Below are 20,543 nucleotides of genomic sequence, written 5' to 3'. Positions count from 1 at the left end.
AGTAAAGGCTACTACGGCTGCCGGCGCAGGCCGGCGAGCCAGCTCACAGCGGAGGCGGTCGGCCTCGGACCCGGCCCGGTTCAGCGCAGGAAGAGCGAGATCGGCAGGCTGACCAGGATCGTCGCCAGCACCAGCGCGGTCACCCCGGGCAGCCGGTTCACCCGCGGCGTCACCAGCAACCGGCGTACCCGGGCGTCCAGGTGCGTGTCGGCGACGCCGAGCGCGCCGGCCGGGGTGATCCGCGACCCGGCGGTCGCGAACCGCAGCAGCGCGGCGGCGAGCGGCGCGTCCGCGTGCTGGTCCCGGGCCTTGTCGTCGGCCCGCATCTCGACCAGCAGGCCGACCGTCTCGTGCGCGGCCCGCACCCACCGGGCCCAGGGCAGCGCCCGGCACAGCGCGGTGAACGGCAGCAGCACCAGGTCGTGCCGCTCGTCGGCGTGCGCCCGCTCGTGGCTCAGCACGGCGGCCAGCTGCGGCCGATCCAGCAGGCTCAGGGTGCCGGCGCTGACCACCACCTGTGGGCGTACCCCGGGCAGGCAGTAGGCGGCGGCGCTCGGGTGGTCGAGGACCAGCGCGCCGGGCGCGGCCGGATCGTCCCGGGCCACCAGGGTGAGCAGGTCGCGGTGCCGACGCTGGGCGCGCAGCGTGCTGGCGATGCTGCGGGCCGTCGTGCCGAGCAGCACCGCGGCCACCCCGAACCCGACGCCGACCAGGGCCAGCTGAGTCACCCCCAGACCGGGCGGCAGCGGACCGCCGTCGAGCAGGTCGGCGCCGAGCGAGCGCAGCGCCGAGCCGGTGCTCTCCCCGTACGGGGCCAGCCCGACCGAGAGCGGCAGGCCGATCGCGGAGAGCCCGAGGGCCAGCCCGACCGCCTGCCAGCAGATGATCGCGATCCGGGGGCTGTGCCAGGTCCACGCCGCACCGAGCCGACCTGACCCGGTGAGCGCCTGCGCGGCCAGGTAGCAGGCCAGGGCGGTGACCGCGAAATGGGCGACGTACGGCATCGGGGGTCAGCCCCGCCGCTCGGGCGCGGGCGGCCGGTCGACGGTGCCGGTGGCCTCCTCGTCGAGTGCGGCCCGCAGGACCTCGGCCTCGGTGCCGGTCACCGACCGGGCGAACCGGACCAGCGCGGCGTCCCGACTGCCGGCCAGGTCGAGCGCGTCGAGCATCAGCCGGGCGATGTGCGCCTCCCGGCTGGCGGCTGGCCGGTACCGCCAGGCCCGACCCTCCCGCTCCCGCTCCACCATGCCCTTGCCGGCGAGCCGGTCCAGCACCGTCATCACCGTGGTGTACGCCAACTCGCGGTCCCGTAGCGCTTCGGCCACCTCACGCACCGTGACGCCGCCGTCCGTACTCCGGTCCCAGAGCACGTCCATCACCGCACGTTCGAGATCACCGAGTCGTGTCACGACGACAAGTCTACTACCCATCGTCGTACGTCGGTTTCCCTGCCGGGGCGGCCCTTCACGACCCACTGAGCCGGATGTCCGCCTGGTCGCCGACGGCCTCGATGTCCCAGCGCTTCCCGAAGGCGTTGCTGCCGATCAGCAGGATCCGGCCGAGCGGGGCCGGCACCACGGGGTCGAGCCGGACCTGCCCGTCCACCGCGTCGAGCCCGAGCACGGTACGGAGGAACAGCAGCGGTGCCCCGCTGGCCCAGGCCTGCGGGTTGCAGGCGGTCGGATACTGCACCGGTGAGCGTCCCAGGGACCGGTCGTAGCCGGAGAACGCCTCCGGCAGCCGGCCGTTCGAGTGCTTGGCCGCCTCCAGCATCGCCATGACGATCCGGTTGGCCTCCTCCCGGAAGCCGTACCGGGCCAGACCGTGGACGATGATCGAGTTGTCGTGCGGCCAGACCGTGCCCATGTGGTAACCGATCGGGTTGAAGGCCGGGTCGCTGCTGGCCGTGGTGCGGACCCCCCAACCGGAGAAGAGCTGGTCGGACAGGAGCTGGTGGGCCAGGATCCGGGCCCGGTCCGGCGGCACGATCCCGCTCCACAGCAGGTGCCCGAGGTTGGAGGTCAGCGAGTCGATCCGCTGCTTGTCGCCGTCCAGGCCGACCGCGTAGTAGCCGCCCCGGTCGTCGATCCAGAAGTCGCGGTTGAACCGCTCGTACAACGCGCCCGCCTCCGTGCGGAGCCGTTGCGCGAGCGCCGGATCGGCCAGCGGCCCGTCGGCGAGCTCGGCGACCCGCAACTTCGCGTCGTAGCTGTAACCCTGCAGTTCACAGGTGGCGATCGGCAGGTACGGCACGATCCCGTTGGCGAACAGCACCCCGTTCCACGAGTCGCGCCAGCACTGGTTGCCGAGCCCCTGCGGCGAACGGGTGGCGTACTCGACGTAGCCGTCGCCGTCCAGGTCGCCGTACTCGTCGATCCAGCGCAGCGCGGCGTCGAGGTGCTCGCGCAGGGCCACGACCAGCTGGTCGTCGCCGGTCCACCGCCAGTACTCGGAGAGCAGGATCAGCCAGAGCTGGGTGGCGTCGGCGGTGCCGTAGTACCGGCTGTGCGGTTTGAGGCCGAGCTGGGTCAGTTCACCCCGACGCATCTCGTGCATGATCTTGCCCGGTTCCGCGTCCCGGAAGTCGTCCCACTCGGTGGCCTGGTGCGTGGCGAGCATCACCAGCACCCCGTACGCCAGGTCCTGCCAGAAAGCGATCATCTGGTATGCGGTGATCAGCATGTCCCGGCCGAAGATGGTGAGGAACCAGGGCAGCCCGGCCGAGCAGAGCAGCAGTGGATCGTCACCGCGTCCGATCCGCAGCAGCTTCGTCCGGAACTCCGGCTCCTTACGCAGGTCCTTGTAGATCCGCATGGCGACCAGGTCGGAGACCGACCGGTCGTACACGTCCCGCAGCAGTTCGGAACCGTCCCGCAACCGGGGGATCCGGCGACGTACCTCGATCCCGTGGTCCTGCCCCTCGGGCCCGGCCGGCGCGCCGAGGAACACCTCCTCGAACCGGCGCCGGACCGGCGCGGCGTCGAGCGGCCACAGCTCCAGCGGCACCGTGACGTTGCACCGCCACGTCTCGTTCGGCCGCAGTTCGAGGTCCCACACCAGGTCGTCGCCCTCGACCCGGGTGGCCGGCGTGTCGACCCGTACCTCGGCGCAGACCGAGAACCCGCCGTTGGTGTAGCGGAAGGTCAACCCCGAGCCGTCGGCGGCGTGGTCCCGGGTGATCAGTGCCGACCGGTCCCGGACGCTCTCCTTGATCTCGAAGAGGTCGGCGAAGTCGGTGCCGACGGCGAGCCGCAGCCGCACCGGCACCGGTTTCCGTTCGAAGCACTGCAGCACGATGCGTTCGTGCACGTGCTCGCCGATGAACCGGTGCCGGCGGACGCCGACGGTGTTCGCGGCGAGCCCGGGCAGTTCGGCGTTGGCCAGGAAGAAGCTGGCCGAGTAGTCGTGGACCAGGCCGGCGGCCAGGACGAGCAGCGGCGCGTCGTCGAGGGTCAGTTCCCACCGGTTCAGCAGCCGGGTGTCGTGGTGCACCAGGCCGCCGATCGAGCCGGGCGGCACGTCGCCGACCCGGTTGGAGATGAGGAACGACATCCCCTCGAAGATCCCGACCGCGTCCGGCCCGAGGTCCGGCGGCAGGTTACGGACCACCGGGCTGGGGGTCTGGTCGGGCGGGGCGGCCCCCGGCGTCGGGTCCGCCGGGGTGGGCCGGCCCACGGTGTTCGTCACGGCGCCTCCGCTCACCCGGGAACCGTGATCGATCCTAGGTGGGCGAACAACCTGGTTCAGGGAGAAAACCCCCCTTACACCCCCTTGGGGTGCCAGACGGTCTTGGTCTCCAGGAACGCGGTCATCCGGCCGATGCCCGGGTCGGCGGACCAGTCGACCGGACCGGCCGGCGGGCGCAGCACCCGCTTGAGGTTGCCGGCGGCGGCCCGTTCCAGTTCGGTGGCGAACTCCGGGTCGGTCGCCCCGGTCAGGTCGAGGGCGTTCACGTCCATGTGGCCGGCGAGCCAGGGCGCGGTCTCGGCGGGCCGGCCGGTGAGCAGGTTGACCACCCCGCCGGGCAGGTCGGAGGTGGCCAGCACCTCGGCCAGGGTCACCGCCGGCAGCGGCGCGTTCTCGGCGACCAGCACCACCACCGTGTTGCCGGTGACGATCGCCGGGGCCACCACGCTGACCAGCCCGAGCAGCGCCGGCTCGGCCGGGGCGAGCACGCCGACCACCCCGGTCGGCTCGGGGGCGGAGAGGTTGAAGTACGGCCCGGCGACCGGGTTGGCGTTGCCGTGCACCTGAGTGATCTTGTCGGACCAGCCGGCGTACCAGACCCAGCGGTCGATCGCCTCGTCGACCTCGGCCGCCGGCACCCCGAGCCCGACGAACTGGTCCCGCCGCCCCTCCAGCATCTCGGCGACCCGGTAGAGGATCTGACCCCGGTTGTACGCGGTCGTACCCGACCAGCCCTTCACCGCCGCCCGGGCCGCCAGCACGGCGTCCCGGACGTCCTTGCGGGAGGCGAGTGCCACGTTGGTGCCGCCGTCCGTCGAGTCCACCAGATACGACCGCCCCGACTCGCTGCGCGGGAACTTCCCGCCGATGAAGAGCTTGTACGTCTTGCGTACCGCGACCCGCTCAGACATTGAGGTACGCCTCCAGCCCGTGCCGGCCGCCCTCACGGCCGTAACCCGACTCCCGGTAACCGCCGAACGGCGAGGTCGGGTCGAACTTGTTGAAGGTGTTCGCCCAGACCACCCCGGCCCGCAGCCGGTCGGCCGTCCAGAGGATCCGGGAACCCTTCTCGGTCCAGATCCCGGCCGACAGCCCGTACGGCGTGTTGTTCGCCTTCTCCACCGCCTCGGCCGGGGTACGGAAGGTCAGCACCGACAGCACCGGGCCGAAGATCTCCTCCCGGGCGATCCGGTGTGCCTGGCTGACCCCGGTGAAGATGGTCGGGGCGAACCAGAAGCCCTGGTCCGGCAGTTCACACGGCGGGGACCAGCGTTCCGCGCCCTCGGCGCTGCCGCTGGCGGAGAGTTCCCGGATCCGCTCCAGTTGGGCGGCGGAGTTGATCGCCCCGATGTCGGTGTTCTTGTCCAGCGGGTCACCGACCCGCAGTCGGGCCATCCGGCGCTTGAGCGCGGCGAGCACCTCGTCGTACACCGACTCCTGGACCAGCAGCCGGGAGCCGGCGCAGCAGACGTGGCCCTGGTTGAAGAAGATGCCGTTGACGATCCCCTCGACGGCCTGGTCGATCGCCGCGTCGTCGAAGACGATGTTGGCCGCCTTGCCGCCGAGCTCCAGGGTGAGCTTCTTGCGGGTGCCGGCCACCGCCCGGGCGATCTGCCGGCCGACCTCGGTCGAGCCGGTGAACGCCACCTTGTCGACGCCCGGGTGCTCGACCACGGCCCGGCCGGTCTCGCCGGCCCCGGTGACGATGTTGACCACGCCCGGCGGCAGGTCGGCCTGCTGGCAGATCTCGGCGAAGAGCAGTGCGGTCAGCGGGGTGGTCTCGGCCGGCTTCAGCACCACGGTGTTTCCGGTGGCCAGCGCCGGGGCGACCTTCCAGGCCAGCATCAGCAGCGGGAAGTTCCACGGGATGACCTGGCCGGCGACGCCGAGCGGACGCGGGTCGGGGCCGAGGCCGGCGTGGCCGAGTTTGTCCGCCCAGCCTGCGTAGTAGAAGAAGTGGGCCGCGACCAGCGGGATGTCGACGTCCCGGGACTCCCGGATCGGCTTGCCGTTGTCCAGCGACTCCAGCACGGCCAGTTCCCGGGCCCGTTCCTGGATGATCCGGGCGATCCGGAACAGGTACTTCGCCCGGTCCCGGCCCGGCATCCGGCCCCACACCTCGTCGTAGGCGCGCCGGGCGGCCCGGACCGCGCGGTCCACGTCGGCCCGGCCGGCCTCGGTGACCTCGGCCAGCACCTCCTCGGTGGCCGGGTTGACCGACTTGATGGTGCCGCCACCACCGGTCTCGACGTCACGATCCTCGCCGTCGACGAACTCGCCGTTGATGAACAGGCCGTACGACGGCTTGAGGTCCACCACGGCGCGCGACTCCGGCGCGGGGGAGTATTCGAACATCGTCAGTCCAGGGTGAAGTAGTCGGGACCGGAGTAGACGCCGGTGGTCAGCTTGGTGCGCTGCATCAGCAGGTCGTTGAGGAGGCTGGAGGCGCCGAACCGGAACCGGTCGGGGTGCAGCCACTCCTCGCCCGCGGTCTCGTTGACCAGCACCAGGTACTTGATCGCGTCCTTGGTGGTCCGGATGCCGCCGGCCGGCTTGACCCCGACGACCCGGCCGGTGGCGTCCCGGAAGTCGCGGACCGCCTCCAGCATGACCAGGGTGACCGGCAGGGTCGCGGCCACCGGCACCTTGCCGGTCGAGGTCTTGACGAAGTCGGCGCCGGCCAGCATCGCCAGCCAGGAGGCCCGGCGGACGTTGTCGTAGGTGACCAGTTCGCCGGTCTCCAGGATGACCTTGAGGTGGGCGTCCCCGCAGGCCGCCTTGACCGCGACGATCTCGTCGAAGACCTCGCCGTAGCGGCCGGAGAGGAAAGCACCCCGGTTGATCACCATGTCGATCTCGTCGGCGCCGGCGGCCACCGCCGCCCGGGTGTCGGCGAGCCGGATCTCCAGCGGGGCCTGACCGGACGGGAACGCGGTCGCCACGCTGGCCAGGTGCACGCCGCTGCCGGCGAGGACCGGTGCGGCGACCGGGACCATCGTCGGGTAGACGCAGAGCGCGCCGACCGCCGGACACGACGGGTCGGCCGGGTCCGGCCGCAGCGCCTTCGCGGCCAGGCCGCGGACCTTGCCCGGGGTGTCGGCGCCCTCCAGGGTGGTCAGGTCGACCATCCGGATCGCCAGGTCGATCGCCCACGCCTTGGCGGTGGTCTTGATCGAGCGGGTGCCGAGCATCGCCGCCCGTTGCTCCGCGCCGACCTGGTCCACCCCGGGCAGGCCGTGCAGGAAGCTCCGCAGGGTCGCCTCGGAGCGGCCCACCTCGGAAAGGTCGGACCGCGCCGACGCCGTTGTCGCCGTCATGCGGGCAAGCATACGCACCGGCGCGGCGGTGTGATCTTGGCCATATCCGCGGTGCCGGACGAGGGGCCCGCCCCGACCGGCGGGTCCGGCCCCACCCGGTTACTAGTAGGTTGAGCGACCGTGGACGTACTCGTCGTAGACCATCCCGTGGCCCAGACACGGCTGACCGTGATGCGCGATGCCCGGACCGACTCGGCGTCGTTCCGCGCCGCGCTGCACGAACTCACCACCATGCTGGTGTACGAGGCCGCGCGCTCGTTCCCGGTCGAGACCTTCCCGATCGAGACGCCGGTGACCTCGACCCGGGGCATCCGGCTGGCGAACCCGCCGCTGCTGGTCCCGGTGCTCCGGGCCGGGCTCGGGATGGCCGACTCGGCGCTGGCGCTGCTGCCCGAGTCCTCGATGGGTTTTGTCGGGCTGGCCCGCGACGAGCACACCTACGAGCCCCGCGCCTACATGGAGTCGCTGCCGACCGACCTGACCGGCCGGCCGGTGCTGGTCCTGGACCCGATGCTGGCCACCGGAGGGTCGCTGGAGCACTGCTGCCGGCTGCTCGCCGACCGGGGCTGTACCGACATCACCGTGCTCTGCGTACTGGCCGCGCCGACCGGCATCGAGCGGCTGGAGCGTTCCGGTCTGCCGCTGCGGCTGGTCACCGCCGCCATCGACGAGCGGCTCAACGAGAAGATGTTCATCGTGCCCGGCCTCGGCGACGCCGGCGACCGGCAGTTCGGCGGCATGCCCCGGTTCTGAACCGTCGTCGTGGTGGCCGGGCCACTTCCGGTCACCATCGGGACACCGACGGCCGGGACGCATGCACGGCTGGCCCGGACCGGCTACCGTTCCGGGCCATGACAGGTGTTGGGTTGGCCGAGGAGTTGCTGCTGCTCGGCTATGACGACAAATCCGGCAAGGCGACCGGCTCCCGGATCGGACTCGACCTCGGCATGGCCGCCGCCGTCCTGGTCGACCTGGCACTCGCCGGCCGGCTCGCCTTCTCCGACGGTTCGCTGGTGGTCACCGACCCCACCCCGACCGGCGATCCGATCGCCGACGACGTACTCGCCCGGATCGCGGCGGACACCCCGCACACGCCGGCCTCCTGGCTGCAGCGGCTCCGGCACGGGCTGCGCGACCGGATCCTCGGCGACCTCTGCGCCCGGGGTGTGATCAGCGACGTCGACGAGACCCGGCTCGACCACATCCACGTGCACCGCTACCCGGTACTGGACCCGTCCGTCGAGGCGGAGATCCGCGGCCGGCTGGTCGACGCGCTCACCGGGGAGCGGGCCCCGGACGAGCGGACCGCCGCGCTCGCCGCGGTGATGGCGGCGATCCGGGTCGAGCCGAGCCTCGGGCTGACCGGGCCGGCCGCCGAGGACGCCCGCAACCGGCTGCTGGAGATCGCCCGCGGCGCCGGCTTCGCCGACGGCGTCAGCCTGGAGGAGTCGACCATCCGCCCGTCGGTGGCACTGGTCATCGCCGCGCTCTCCCGGGCCATCGAGACCGCGCTCGGCACCCGCGCCTGAACACCGTCGCCGGTGGCCCGGCCCGGGCCACCGGCGACGCCAACGGCCGCGCCTACCAGATGCCGAGCGCCGCCGCCGTCTCGGTGCGCAGCGCCCGTACCGAGGCCGCCGCGCGCTCCCGGGCCGCCGGCAGGTCACCGTCGACGACCGGCTCCACCACCTCCAGGTACGCCTTCAGCTTCGGTTCCGTGCCGGAGGGCCGGATCACCACCCGGGCGTTGGCGGTACGCAGGATCAGCACGTCCGCCTCGGGCGCGAGGTCCTCGACCGAGGTGACCGGCTCGTCCAGCAGCGTGCCCGGGGTTTTGGTCCGGATGTACGTCATCGCGGCCCCGATCTCGCTCAGGTCGTCGACCCGGACCGAGAGCTGGTCGGTCAGGTGCACCCCGAACTCGCCCGCCAACTCGTCCAACCGGTCGGCGACGGTGCGCCCCTGTGCCTTCAGGGTCGCCGCCAGCTCGGCGACGGTCAGCGCGGCGGTGATCCCGTCCTTGTCCCGGACCTGTCCGGGCGCCACGCAGTAGCCGAGCGCCTCCTCGTAGCCGTACGTCAGTTCGGCGTCCCCGGACTCGGCCCGGACGATCCACTTGAACCCGGTGAGGGTCTCGGCGTACGGCACACCGCGCGCCTCGCACACCGCGCCGAGCAGGGACGACGACACGATCGTGGTGGCGTACAGCCCGGCCCGGCCACGCCGGATCAACTGGTCGGCGAGGAGTACGCCCACCTCGTCGCCGTGCAGCATCCGCCAGCCCCGGACCGGGTCCGGGATCGCCACCGCGCACCGGTCGGCGTCCGGGTCGTTGGCGATCGCCAGGTCGGCGTCGATGGTGCGGGCCAGCGCGATCAGCCGGTCCGTCGCGCCTGGCTCCTCCGGGTTGGGGAAGGGGACGGTCGGGAAGTCCGGGTCCGGCTCGGCCTGCTCCGGCACCACCCCGGGCACCCCGAATCCGGCCCGGGCGAAGACCGAGGTGAGCACCGCCGCCCCCACCCCGTGCAGCGGGGTGTAGGCGATGGTCAGGTCCCGGGGCCCGTCCGGGGCGATCACCGCGGCGGCGGCCCGGACGTACCCGGCGGTGACGTCGTCACCGAGCACCTCGCCGCCCGGCCCGAGCGGCACCGCCGCCAGCGGGCCGACGGTGCGGATCGCCTCCTCGATCTCGGCGTCGACCGGCGGCACGATCTGGGCGCCGGCGCCCCGGGCCCCACCGAGTTCCGTGCCGAGGTAGACCTTGTAGCCGTTGTCCTGGGGCGGGTTGTGGCTGGCGGTGACCATCACCCCGGCGACCCCGCCGAGGGCCCGGACCGCGTACGCCAGCACCGGGGTGGGCAGGGGGCGGGGGAGCAGCAGCGCCGGCCGGCCGGCCCCGGTGGCGACCCGGGCGGTCCGTTCGGCGAACGCCTTCGAGCCGTGCCGGGCGTCGTACCCGATGATCAGCGGGCCGGGGGTGTCGCGGGCCGCGAGCCAGCCGACCAGCCCGGCCGCCGCCTGGGTGACGACGGCGAGGTTCATCCCGTTCGGGCCGGCCCGCAGCGGGCCGCGCAGGCCGGCGGTGCCGAAGGTCAGCGGCCCGGCGAACCGGTCGGCCAGCTCGGCCGCGCTCGCCGGCAGCCGGTCGAGCAGCTGCCGTAGGTCGTCGCGGGTGGCCGGGTCGGGATCGTCGTCGATCCAGGCCTGGGTACGGGCGCGGAGGTCGTCCAGCTCGGTGAGTTCAGCCGCCATCCCGACTTGATAGCACGCCGGCCGGCGGGTCGCCGGGACCGACCCCGGGACAGCCCGACACAACCGGCGTGAAACGGGCACGTGGCGGGCCGGGCCGGGCGTGGCGCCCGGGGATACGTCCGCCGGTCACCGCGCCCGGGTTCAGCCCGCGTTGGTCAGCTTGAACGAGCCGACCATCTCGTCGAAGATCCCCTTGCTCTCCTCGAATCGTGCGTCCGGGGTGGTCAGGTAGAACGAGAAGACCTTGCCGTCCGCGACGACTGCCCGCCAGACGCCGTGTCGCTTCTTGTCACCGTCACCGCAGGTGTACTCCAGCTCTGCCGACGGCTCGCCGGCCACCTCCGCCTCGGTCAGTCCGACCTGCTCGTACGGTTTGGCGCAGCTCTGCGAGTTCTGCGACAGGCGGGTGCCGGCGCTCCTGAGGAACGACATTGGCTGGGTGCTGGAACCCGCCTTCTCCACCAGGATCCGAACCCGGCGGCCGGCGTCCTCGGGGTCGGTGTAGTCGACGTAGACGGCGTTCTTCGGCCCGTTCTTCTTCCAGCCCTTCGGCACGTTGATCGCGACGCCGCGTTCGCTGTGCGTCTGGGTGGGGAAGGCGGCGGCGACCGTGTCCGGGGATCCGCCGGCCTGCGGCGGGGTGCCGGTCCCGCCCGGCTCCTCGCCGCCGCCGAGCGAGAGCACCAGGATGCCGAGCAGCAGCACCACGGCGACCCCGCCGGCGGCGGCGAGCTGCAGCTGACGCGGCCAGCCCTTGACGGTCCGCACCAGGTTGCCGCCGGCGCCGCGGGCTCCGGAGGTGACCCGGCCCAGGCCGCCGCCGCTGGCGACGTGCACCGTGCCGGGGCGGTCGGCCGGCCCGGCCATCGCCCCGGTCGGCGTGTCCAGCGGGCCGCGGCTCGGTGAACTGACCCAGCGGCCGGCACCGGCGGCCGGCATCACCCCGGTCGGCGCGTCGGCCGGATTCGGGCCGCTGTTCGGGGAACGGGTCCCGTTGGGGGTCGCGGCGGCGGTGCTGCGGGCGATCCGGTCGGCGAGGGACTCGCCGGGGGCGAGCATGGCCGTGCCGCCGATCTCGGTGCCCGACCGGGGGCGGGGCTGGCCGGGTGTCGGGTCGCCGGGTTGTTGCCCCGGGGCGTCCGGCTGCTGCCACGGCGACCGTTGGGCCGGCACCACCGCGTACGGGTCGGTGACCAGGTGGCCGGCGGCCTTGCTGGCCAGCGGTCCGGCCAGGAGTTCGCGGAGCATCGTCCGGGCGGCGGTGACGTCCAGCCGGCGGGCCGGGTCCTTCTCGAGCAGTCCCATCAGCACCCGGGTCAGCGGGCCGGACCGGGTGGGCGGCGCCGGCGGGTCCTCCACCACGGCGTGCATGGTCTCGATCGGGTCGCCCTTGTCGAACGGGGGCCGGCCCTCCACCGCGGTGTAGAGGGTGACGCCGAGCGAGAAGAGGTCGCTGGGTGGGCCGAAGTCCTGGCCCATCGCCCGCTCCGGCGAGATGAAGTGCGGGGAGCCGAGCACCATGCCGGGGGTGGTCAGCTGGACGTCGGTCGGCATCCGGGCCACGCCGAAGTCGGTGAGCACGCACCGGCCGTCGGAACAGATCAGCACGTTCGCCGGCTTCACGTCCCGGTGCAGTACGCCGCTCGCGTGCGCCACCTCCAGTGCACCGAGCAGGGCGATACCGATCTTGGCGACCGCGCGCTGGGCCAGCGGCCCGTCCTCGATCACCATGTCGGCGAGGCTGCGCGAGTCGAGCAGCTCCATCACGATCCAGGGCCGTCCGGCCTCGGTCACCACGTCGTAGACCTGGACGACGGCGGGGTGTTGCAGGGCCGCGGCGGCCCGGGCTTCGCGCAGGGTGCGCTGGTACATCGCGTCGCGGTCGCTGGGGGCGAGCCCCGCGGGGAGCACGACCTCCTTGACCGCCACGTCGCGGCGCAGCAGCGTGTCGGCGGCACGCCACACCGTGCCCATGCCGCCGTGGCCGACCGCGGCCCGCAGCGAGTATCGGCCACCGATGGTGATGCCGGGTGCCGCGCGTCCGTTCGGGGGATTGACCGGTCCGCCACTCCACGTCGGGATCTGAGTCACAGAAGAGCCACCGAGAGAATTGAGGGGCACAGGACAGAACCCCCCTATATTGCGGGTTCCGACCGCAGAAGGGAAAGACAACCGGCGGAGTATGGCAGAAGTCGACCGTATGTGTTGATCTCTTCACGGACCGCTCGTTTTTTTCACCGGGAGTGCCGGATCACTCACCCGGTTCCCGACCCGGTGTCCGATTCCCCGGTCCGTCGGGCATCTCTCCCGGTTCGCCGGGCGGCCGGCTCCGGTGCCCGGCGGTGCCGGACCGGTCACCGTCGCCCCGCTCACGTGCGCCGTCCCGAAAGCTGGGATCTACCATGCCGGTCATGAGTGAAGGTCGGTTGAGCGAGTCCGGATTCCCGATCAAGGCGGTCTACGGGGCCGCCGACGTACCGGCCGGGCTGGACGAGCGGCTTGGCGCGCCGGGGCGGTTCCCGTACACCCGGGGGGTGTACCCGACGATGTACACGTCGCGGCCGTGGACCATGCGGCAGTACGCCGGCTTCGGGACCGCCACCGAATCCAACGCCCGCTACCACCAGCTGCTCGCCGCCGGCACGATGGGCCTCTCCGTCGCCTTCGACCTGCCCACCCAGATGGGGTACGACTCCGACCACCCGATCGCGCACGGCGAGGTCGGCAAGGTCGGGGTGGCGATCGACTCCATCGAGGACATGCGGACCCTGTTCGCCGGGATCCCGCTGGACAGGGTCTCCACCTCCATGACGATCAACGCGCCCGGTTCGGTGCTGCTGCTGCTCTACCAGCTCGTGGCGGAGGAGTCCGGGGTGGCCGGTACGGCGCTCAACGGCACCATCCAGAACGACATCCTCAAGGAGTACATCGCCCGGGGGACGTACATCTTCCCGCCGAAGCCGTCGCTGCGGCTGGTCGCCGACACCTTCGCGTACTGCCGGGCCGAGGTGCCGAAGTGGAACACCATCTCCATCTCCGGCTACCACATGGCGGAGGCCGGGGCGACCCCGGTGCAGGAGATCGCCTTCACCCTGGCCAACGGGATCGCGTACGTCCGGGCCGCGCTCGCCGCCGGGCTGGCCGTCGACGACTTCGCCCCCCGACTGTCGTTCTTCTTCGTCGCCCGGACCACGCTGCTGGAGGAGGTGGCGAAGTTCCGGGCCGCCCGGCGGATCTGGGCCGCGCTGATGCGCGACGAGTTCGGCGCCCGGGACCCGAAGTCGCTGATGCTGCGCTTCCACACCCAGACCGCCGGGGTGCAGCTGACTGCGCAGCAACCCGAGGTGAACCTGGTCCGGGTCGCGGTGCAGGGCCTCGCGGCGGTGCTCGGCGGCACCCAGTCGCTGCACACCAACAGCTTCGACGAGGCGATCGCGCTGCCGACCGAGAAGGCCGCCCGGCTGGCCCTGCGGACCCAGCAGGTGCTGGCGTACGAGACCGACCTGACCAGCACGGTCGACCCGTTCGCCGGCTCGTACGTGGTCGAGGCGATGACCGACGAGATCGAGACCGGGGTTCGGGAGCTGATGGCCCGGGTCGCCGATTACGGTTCGGCGGTGGAAGCGATCGAGGCGGGCTTCCAGAAGCGGGAGATCGAGACCTCGGCGTACCGGGTGGCGCAGGAGATCGAGTCCGGGGACCGGGTGGTGGTCGGGGTCAACCGGTTCACCGTGGACGAGGAGGAGCCGTACGAGCCGCTCCGGGTCGACCCGGCGATCGAGGCGGCCCAGGTCGAGCGGCTCGCCCGGCTGCGCGCCGAGCGCGACGCGGAGGCGGTGCGGCGGACGTTGGACGAACTGCGTACCGCCGCCTCCGGGACCGGGAACGTGCTCTACCCGATGCGGGAGGCGCTGCGGGCCCGGGCCACCGTCGGCGAGGTGTGCGGGGTGCTGCGCGAGGTCTGGGGCACGTACCGGCCCAGCGACCAGTTCTGACAGGCCGGGGCGGGCGGCACCGACGGGCCCGGGCGACCAGCACCGACGCGGCGGCGGGAATGTTCCGGCGGCATTCGGGGTAAGCCGCCGGAATGGGTCGGGTGGGCACGGTGACGGACATCCTGTCCGTACCGTCTCCGGCCCGGCCTGTCAGGATGCAGATCCCTGTCACCCACACGGTGCCGGTCGGCGATCGTGGTCGCCGGTCTCGGGAAACCGCCCGGATGGTGCGACATTCCGGGCAGGTGACCTGACTCCGGGTCGGGATCGTGACCGGCGATTCCGTCACGCGTTGTAGGAGGTGTGGGACAGATGGCGGCTTCCGAGGGTGGCTTGAGCAGCTACCCGTACGCCGCCGAACGCTCCTACCAGGGATTTCGTGACGCTGTGCTGTCTGATCATCACCAGAACGAGGTTGCGCAGCGTCACCATCGGCGGTTTAGGCTGTCGGAGTCCCATTCCATTCACAGTGATCGAGAATTCGACGTGACAAGTGCAAGTATGTTGGCCGTGCCGCCGCCCGGGGGACCCGGCTCGCCGCTGTCGGAGAGCTTGTCGGGTGAGGTGACCGCGCAGGGCTGCCTCGACCGGTGGCTGGCCGCCCGGGGTGGTCACCTGGTGGCGATCCGTCGACACATCCACGCGCATCCCGAGCTCTCGCACCAGGAGTTCCAGACCGCCGCGCTGGTCGCCCAGGAACTCGCCGCGGTGGGGCTCGAACCACGCCTGCTCGCCGGCGGGAACGGGGTCATCTGTGAGGTCGGGAGCGGGGACCGGGTGATCGCGCTCCGCGCCGATCTGGACGCCCTGCCGCTGCCGGACACCAAGAACGTCCCGTACCGGTCGACGGTGCCCGGGGTGACCCACGCGTGTGGACACGACGTACACACCACGATGCTGCTCGGTGCCGGTCAGGTGCTGGCCCAGCTCGCCGCGAACGACATGCTGACCGGTCGGGTCCGGCTGCTCTTCCAGCCCGCCGAGGAGCACGCGCCGCTGGGCGCACCCCAGATGATCGCCGCCGGGGCGCTGACCGACGCGGAAATGATCTTCGCGTTGCACTGTGCGCCGCACATCCCGACCGGCTACGTCGGGATCCGCCCGGGTCCGATCACGGCCGCCTCGGACCTGGTCGAGGTCCGCCTGCTCGGCCGGGGCGGGCACACCGCCCGGCCGCACCTCACCGCCGACCTGGTGCACGCGCTCGGTCGGGTCGTGGTGGACGCGCCGGCGCTGCTGGCCCGAAGGGTCGACCCGCGGGCCGGGGTGTCGATGGTCTTCGGGGCGGTTCGGGCCGGCGAGGCGCCCAACACCATCCCGATCGAGGGGGTCGCGCGGGCGACCGTCCGGGTACTCAGCCGGGAGACCTGGCGACAGGTGCCGGACCTGGTGACCCAGCTGATCCGGGACGTGGTCGCCGGTACCGGCGTCGAAGTGGAGATCAACTACATCCGTGGCGTGCCACCGGTGATCAACGACCCCACCGCGACCGCCGTCGCCACCGCCGCCGTGGGTGTCGCGCTCGGCCCGGACCGGGTGGTGGAGGCCGAGATCAGCATGGGCGGCGAGGACTTCGCCTTCTACGCCGAGCAGGTGCCGGCCTCGATGCTGCGGCTCGGCACCGGCATCGCCGGAGCCGAGCCGCTCGACATCCACCAGTCCAACTTCGACGTCGACGAGCGGTCGATCGACTGTGGCGTACGTGTGCTGGTGCAGACGGCACTCACCGCGTTGGCCACGCCCGGTCGGTAAGCGGGTACCGGACGGGCTCCGCGGAAACCGGCGGACCGGTCGGTCCCGGGCGCGTCGGCCGCCCGGGTGAACCGATCGGTCAGTAGACCACGGCCCGGGTCGCGTGCAGGCACTCCTCGACGAAGACCGGGGCACCGGCCATCCGTACCCCGGGGCAGAGCGCCCCGGCGGTGATCTCCCGGCGGTTGGCGCAGTGTTTGCAGAGGGTCACCCGGCTGCCGGTGGTGAGCGTGCCGAGCAGTTCCCCCAGCGGCGCGGCGTCGGGTATCTCGATGCCGTCCGTCCGGCCGGGCAGGGCGAACCAGCTGGCGTCGCCGGCGAGCCAGAACGAGACCACGGTCCCGGCGGCGGCGGCTTCGGCGGCGGAGACGAAGGCCAGGGCGCAGCGCTCCGGCGCCTCCCGCATGTCCACCGTCACCTTCACGACCAGCGAACGAGGCATTACCTGAGGGTAGCCATGTCGCGGGGGTACCGGCTCCACTGTGCGGTCCCGTCGACGGGACCGGGTGGCGGCGCCGGGCGCCGGCGGTGCGTCGGCCAGAGAATGATCGTCGATACCGGCAGACCGTCGGTCATCGTCCGATAGCGAAACGTTGTCGCTTTCATCGCCGGACGGGCGCTTGTTGAGCACGCCTCCACTTGGAACACTTTGTCCTCACGGGGATTGCACGGGCTGTTCGCCCGGTTTGTCGAGCCGACCGCCGCTCGGAGGGCCTCCCACATGCCGTCCAGCCACCACACCCGCCAGCCTCCCGGGCCGGTCCGGTGCTGACCGAACCACCACCGTCGTCGCCGGCCGGGGCGGACGTGCTGGCCGACCGGCACCGCGCGATCTCCCGCGCGCTCATCGGGATGGTCCGGACCGGCCTGCCGGCCGCGCCCAACCCGTACGTGGTCCGCTACCTCGCCGAACACGTGGCCGAGGCCGGGATCTGGTCCGAACTGGCCTGCGAACCCGACGTGCTGGACGAGTTGGCCCCGAGCGCGGTCGCCGCCGAGGTGCTGCGTACCGAGTTCGGCCGGGCCGACCTGCCGGCGCAGATAGCTGGTGCGCTGGTCGCCAGCCATCGACTGTCCCTGGTGGAGCCGCCCGAGCGCGGGGTGGTACGCGCGGTGGCGGCGGCCCGCTCGACCGGACAGGCCCCGGCGGTACCGGACGAGGGTCGTGGCCGGTGGCGGCTGCGCTGGTCCCGGCTGCGCCGCGACCCGCTGCACGTGGTGCTCACCGGACACGGCAGGGGGGTACGGGCACTGGCCCCGGTCGGGCTCGCCGACGGTCGTGCCCTGCTCGCCAGCGGCAGTCTCGACGGCACGGTACGGCTGTGGAACCCGATCACCGGTCAGCCGGTCGGGGAACCGCTGGACGGCGCGGGTGGTGCGGTCCTGACCCTGGCCGCCACCCGGCTGGCGGACGGCCGTACCCGGTTGGCCAGCGGTGGCGCCGACGGCACCGTCCGGCTGTGGGACCCGGCCGCCGGACGGCTGACCGGAACACTGCGGGCGCACGGTGGCGCGGTGACCGCGTTGACCCGACTGGCCGGACCGGACGGTCGGGACCGGCTGGTCAGCGGCGGGGAGGACGGGGTCATCCGATTCTGGGACCCGGCCACCGGAGAACCGGTCGGCGCCCCCCGCACGGGGCACCGCGGGCAGGTGCGCGCCCTGACCGTGCTGCCCCGCCCCGACGGCCCGGACCTGCTGCTCAGCGGGAGCACCGACCACACCGTACGGTGGTGGGACCCGGCCGACCCGACGGCCGGCGGCACCGTCCTCGTCGCGGACGCCGGTCCGGTCAGCGCGATCGCCACGTTCGAGGCCGCGGACGGGCGACGGTTGCTCGCCACCGGCAGCATGGACGCCCGGGTCCGGCTCTGGGACACCTCCGCCGGGCCGGAGCCGGTCGGCGTGTTCGCCGGACACACCGGCCCGATCGTCGCGATCGCCGTGGTCCGGCTCGACGACGGCCGGCCGGTGGTGGCCAGCGGCAGCGACGACAACACGGTCTGGCTCTGGGATCCCGCCACCGGTTCGACCTTCGGCGACCCGCTCACCGGGCACACCGACACGGTCAGCGCCGCGGTCTCCGTCGAACTGCCGGACGGCCGGTCCCTGCTGGCCACCGGCAGCGCCGACCACACCCTGCGGCTGTGGGACCTGACCACCGGCCAGCTCGCCAGCCGACCACTGACCAGCCAGCTCCAGACCGTCGGCTCGGTCACCGCCGTCACCTTCGGCAACGGCCGCGCCCTGCTCGCCACCGGCGGCTTCAACGGCCAGGTACGGCTCTGGGAGCCGGCGACCGGCGACCCGATCGGTGGTCCGTTCGTCGGCCACCGGGACTGGGTCCGGGCGCTCGCCGCCGTGCCGCTGCCCGACGGGCGCAACATCGTGGCCAGCGGGAGCTACGACGGGACGCTGCGACTCTGGGACCCGGTCAGCGGCTGCCCCGTCGGCGGGCCGCTGGTCGGCCACTCGAGCTGGGTCACCAGCGTGGCCCCGGTGCCGCTGCCGGACGGGCGTACGTTGCTGGCCAGCGGCAGCGACGACACCACGGTCCGGCTCTGGGACCCGCGTACCGGGGCCCCGCTCGGCGAGCCGCTGCTCGGGCACACCAGCGCGGTGAGCGCCCTGGTGGCGACGGTGACCCCGCAGGGGGAGCCGATCCTGGCCAGCGCCGGGTACGACGCCACCGTCCGGCTCTGGGATCCGGTGACCGGTATGCCGCTGCGGCAACCGCTGGTCGGTCACACCGGCGGGGTGAGCACGCTCGCCGCGTTGTTCCTGCCGCCGGCCCGGACCGTGCTGGTGAGCGGCAGCGACGACCGGACCGTACGGTTGTGGGACCCGGTCAACGGTCAGCCGATCGGTGGGCCGCTGTTCGGGCACACCAGCTGGGTGACCGCGCTGGCGACGGTGCGGGTGCCGGGCGGCCACCCGCTCGTGGTGAGCGGCAGCATCGACGGCAGCGTCCGGCTCTGGGACCCGACCGACGGCCGACAGTTGCACGTACTCTCGCTCGACCTCGACGTCGCGGACCTGACCTCGGTCGGGTTGCGGCTGGTGATCGGCTGTGAGGTCGGCCTGCTGGTGCTGGAACTGGACCCGACCCGGTTGACCCCGGGCCGGGGCGGGAGGAGGTGGGATGCCGGCGCTGGCGCGTGACGTGAGCCGCGACGCGGTGATCGTGGTGCCCGGGATCATGGGCAGCGAACTGGTCGACGCCGACACCGGGCGGGTGCTCTGGGGGCTGACCGACCCGCGCTGGTACGTCTCGGCGTGGGCGTCGGGCCGGGGACTCGCCGCGTTGCGGGTCACCGAGGCGGAACTGGCCGGGACCGGACCGGTCCGGGTACGGGCGACCGGACTGCTGCGTACCCCGGCGTTCGCCCCCGTACTGCGCGGCGTCGAACCCTACCGGGACCTGCTCCGTGGGGTACGCGCCGCCGTCGCACACCCGGACGCGGTCGTCGCGTTCCCGTACGACTGGCGGCTGCCGGTGGCCCGGTCGGCGAGCGCACTGGCCGATGTGGCCTCGGCGCACCTGCGACGGTGGCGCGCCCATCCCGAGGGCCGCCCCGACGCCCGACTGGTGATCGTCGCGCACTCCATGGGCGGGCTGGTCGCCCGGTACTTCACCTCGGTGCTGGGCGGCGCGGACCTGGTCCGGGCGATGGTGACCCTCGGTACGCCGTTCTTCGGCGCGGCGAAGGCCGTGCAACTGCTCGCCGCCGGCCGGGGTGGGCCGCTGCCGCTGCCCCGCCAGCGGCTCCGCGAACTCGCGGTCACCCTTCCCGGCGTGTACGACCTGCTGCCGACGTACCGGTGTGTGGACGAGGGCACGGGCAGCCGGCTCCTCGGGCCGGCGGACATCGCGGCGATCGGCGCCGACGTGACCCTGGCGGAGCAGGCGGCCCTGACGGCCGGCAAACTCGCCGGGGTGTCGGAGGGGCCGGAACTGCACGCCGTGGTCGGGGTGGGCCAGCCGACGGTGCAGAGCCTGCGGATCCGGTCCGGGGTGGTCGAACCCTGCCACCACACCTGCGAGCCGGACGGCGCCGGCGGCCTGTACCGGGTGGACCGGATGGGCGACTCGACGGTCTACCGGGACGCCGCCGGCGGGCCGGGCAGCCGGCCCGCCTACCTGCCGCAGAGCCACGCGACCCTGGCCCGGTCCCAGGAGGCCGTCGCACATGTCCGGTCGGTGATCACCCAGCGCCCGCTCGGCCCGCCGTTGGGCGTACCGCCGGAGGAGGCGGTCGGGGTCGACCTGCCCGACGTCGTGGTCGCCGGCGAGCCGTTCCCGGTCACCGTACTCGCGGAGGACCCGGCGGCGGTCTCCTGCCGGGTCGTGGACGTCACCACCGAGGAGATCGAGGCGCTGCCCCGGCTGGCGGTCCGGGACGGTGCTCTGGCCGCCGTGCTCGCGCTGCCCCGGCCCGGTCTGTACCGGGTCGAGGCCGCCGGCGGCAGCTTCTCGCCGGTCGCCCAGCTGATGCTGGTGCTGCCGCCCGCGGGGACCGGGGACGGGTTGGCATGAGCG

The 20,543-nt window shown here is 72.9% G+C and carries 15 protein-coding genes; 6 read left to right on the top strand and 9 right to left on the bottom strand.

Annotated features, from left to right (window positions below):
• Window positions 1-80 precede the first annotated feature (80 nt).
• The 6 genes from ABGB05_RS10485 to deoC all read right to left on the bottom strand — a co-directional run bounded on the left by ABGB05_RS10485 (window position 81) and on the right by deoC (window position 7,004).
• Window positions 81-1,004 carry a M48 family metalloprotease gene (locus ABGB05_RS10485; RefSeq protein WP_347653028.1) on the bottom strand — a complete coding sequence of 308 codons (924 nt, stop codon included), beginning with the start codon at window positions 1,002-1,004 and terminating at the stop codon, window positions 81-83.
• A gap of 6 nt (window positions 1,005-1,010) precedes the next feature.
• Window positions 1,011-1,409 (bottom strand): BlaI/MecI/CopY family transcriptional regulator, encoded by a 399-nt coding sequence (locus ABGB05_RS10480; RefSeq protein WP_347653027.1) that lies wholly within the window; start codon window positions 1,407-1,409, stop codon window positions 1,011-1,013.
• Window positions 1,410-1,464: 55 nt separating this feature from the next.
• Window positions 1,465-3,687, bottom strand: coding sequence for a glycogen debranching N-terminal domain-containing protein (locus tag ABGB05_RS10475; protein ID WP_347653026.1), 2,223 nt, complete (start codon window positions 3,685-3,687; stop codon window positions 1,465-1,467).
• 74 nt (window positions 3,688-3,761) lie between these two features.
• Window positions 3,762-4,598, bottom strand: coding sequence for an aldehyde dehydrogenase family protein (locus ABGB05_RS10470; protein ID WP_347653025.1), 837 nt, complete (start codon window positions 4,596-4,598; stop codon window positions 3,762-3,764).
• Entirely contained in the window at window positions 4,591-6,042 is a 1,452-nt protein-coding gene (locus ABGB05_RS10465; RefSeq protein ID WP_347653024.1) for an aldehyde dehydrogenase family protein, read from the bottom strand. The genes ABGB05_RS10470 and ABGB05_RS10465 overlap by 8 nt, the downstream gene beginning before the upstream one ends.
• A gap of 2 nt (window positions 6,043-6,044) precedes the next feature.
• Complete coding sequence (gene deoC / locus ABGB05_RS10460; protein WP_347653023.1) at window positions 6,045-7,004, bottom strand: deoxyribose-phosphate aldolase; 960 nt, start codon at window positions 7,002-7,004, stop codon at window positions 6,045-6,047.
• Window positions 7,005-7,124: 120 nt separating this feature from the next.
• On the opposite strand from deoC, the gene upp reads away from it, so the two are divergent.
• Together upp and ABGB05_RS10450 are read left to right on the top strand one after the other, a co-directional pair.
• Window positions 7,125-7,757, top strand: a complete 633-nt coding sequence (gene upp, locus ABGB05_RS10455) for a uracil phosphoribosyltransferase (protein ID WP_347653021.1) — start codon at window positions 7,125-7,127, stop codon at window positions 7,755-7,757.
• Between the two features lie 98 nt (window positions 7,758-7,855).
• A complete protein-coding gene (locus ABGB05_RS10450) occupies window positions 7,856-8,533 on the top strand; it encodes a GPP34 family phosphoprotein (RefSeq protein ID WP_347653020.1) in 678 nt (225 codons plus the stop codon).
• Between the two features lie 52 nt (window positions 8,534-8,585).
• Here the strand turns inward: ABGB05_RS10450 and ABGB05_RS10445 are convergent, their stop codons facing one another.
• Together ABGB05_RS10445 and ABGB05_RS10440 are read right to left on the bottom strand one after the other, a co-directional pair.
• Window positions 8,586-10,256 (bottom strand): phospho-sugar mutase, encoded by a 1,671-nt coding sequence (locus tag ABGB05_RS10445; RefSeq protein ID WP_347653019.1) that lies wholly within the window; start codon window positions 10,254-10,256, stop codon window positions 8,586-8,588.
• 141 nt (window positions 10,257-10,397) lie between these two features.
• Window positions 10,398-12,347 carry a protein kinase gene (locus ABGB05_RS10440; protein WP_347653018.1) on the bottom strand — a complete coding sequence of 650 codons (1,950 nt, stop codon included), beginning with the start codon at window positions 12,345-12,347 and terminating at the stop codon, window positions 10,398-10,400.
• A 320-nt stretch (window positions 12,348-12,667) separates the two neighbouring features.
• Here ABGB05_RS10440 and ABGB05_RS10435 point away from each other — a divergent pair, with 320 nt between their 5' ends.
• Window positions 12,668-14,251, top strand: coding sequence for a methylmalonyl-CoA mutase family protein (locus tag ABGB05_RS10435; RefSeq protein WP_347653017.1), 1,584 nt, complete (start codon window positions 12,668-12,670; stop codon window positions 14,249-14,251).
• A gap of 312 nt (window positions 14,252-14,563) precedes the next feature.
• Window positions 14,564-16,003 carry an amidohydrolase gene (locus tag ABGB05_RS10430; RefSeq protein ID WP_347653016.1) on the top strand — a complete coding sequence of 480 codons (1,440 nt, stop codon included), beginning with the start codon at window positions 14,564-14,566 and terminating at the stop codon, window positions 16,001-16,003.
• Between the two features lie 79 nt (window positions 16,004-16,082).
• Here the strand turns inward: ABGB05_RS10430 and ABGB05_RS10425 are convergent, their stop codons facing one another.
• Window positions 16,083-16,445 carry a DsrE family protein gene (locus ABGB05_RS10425; RefSeq protein WP_347653015.1) on the bottom strand — a complete coding sequence of 121 codons (363 nt, stop codon included), beginning with the start codon at window positions 16,443-16,445 and terminating at the stop codon, window positions 16,083-16,085.
• Between the two features lie 323 nt (window positions 16,446-16,768).
• On the opposite strand from ABGB05_RS10425, the gene ABGB05_RS10420 reads away from it, so the two are divergent.
• Both ABGB05_RS10420 and ABGB05_RS10415 read left to right on the top strand, forming a co-directional pair.
• Window positions 16,769-19,165 carry a WD40 repeat domain-containing protein gene (locus ABGB05_RS10420; protein ID WP_347653014.1) on the top strand — a complete coding sequence of 799 codons (2,397 nt, stop codon included), beginning with the start codon at window positions 16,769-16,771 and terminating at the stop codon, window positions 19,163-19,165.
• On the top strand, window positions 19,146-20,540 hold the full coding sequence (locus ABGB05_RS10415) for a hypothetical protein (RefSeq protein ID WP_347653013.1): 1,395 nt from the start codon (window positions 19,146-19,148) through the stop codon (window positions 20,538-20,540). The genes ABGB05_RS10420 and ABGB05_RS10415 overlap by 20 nt, the downstream gene beginning before the upstream one ends.
• The last annotated feature ends 3 nt before the right edge of the window (window positions 20,541-20,543 follow it).

The sequence above is a fragment of the Plantactinospora sp. B5E13 genome (genome assembly GCF_039871775.1).
In the GTDB taxonomy this organism is placed as follows: Bacteria; Actinomycetota; Actinomycetes; order Mycobacteriales; family Micromonosporaceae; genus Plantactinospora.
This window is presented reverse-complemented; position numbering and strand designations above follow the sequence as displayed.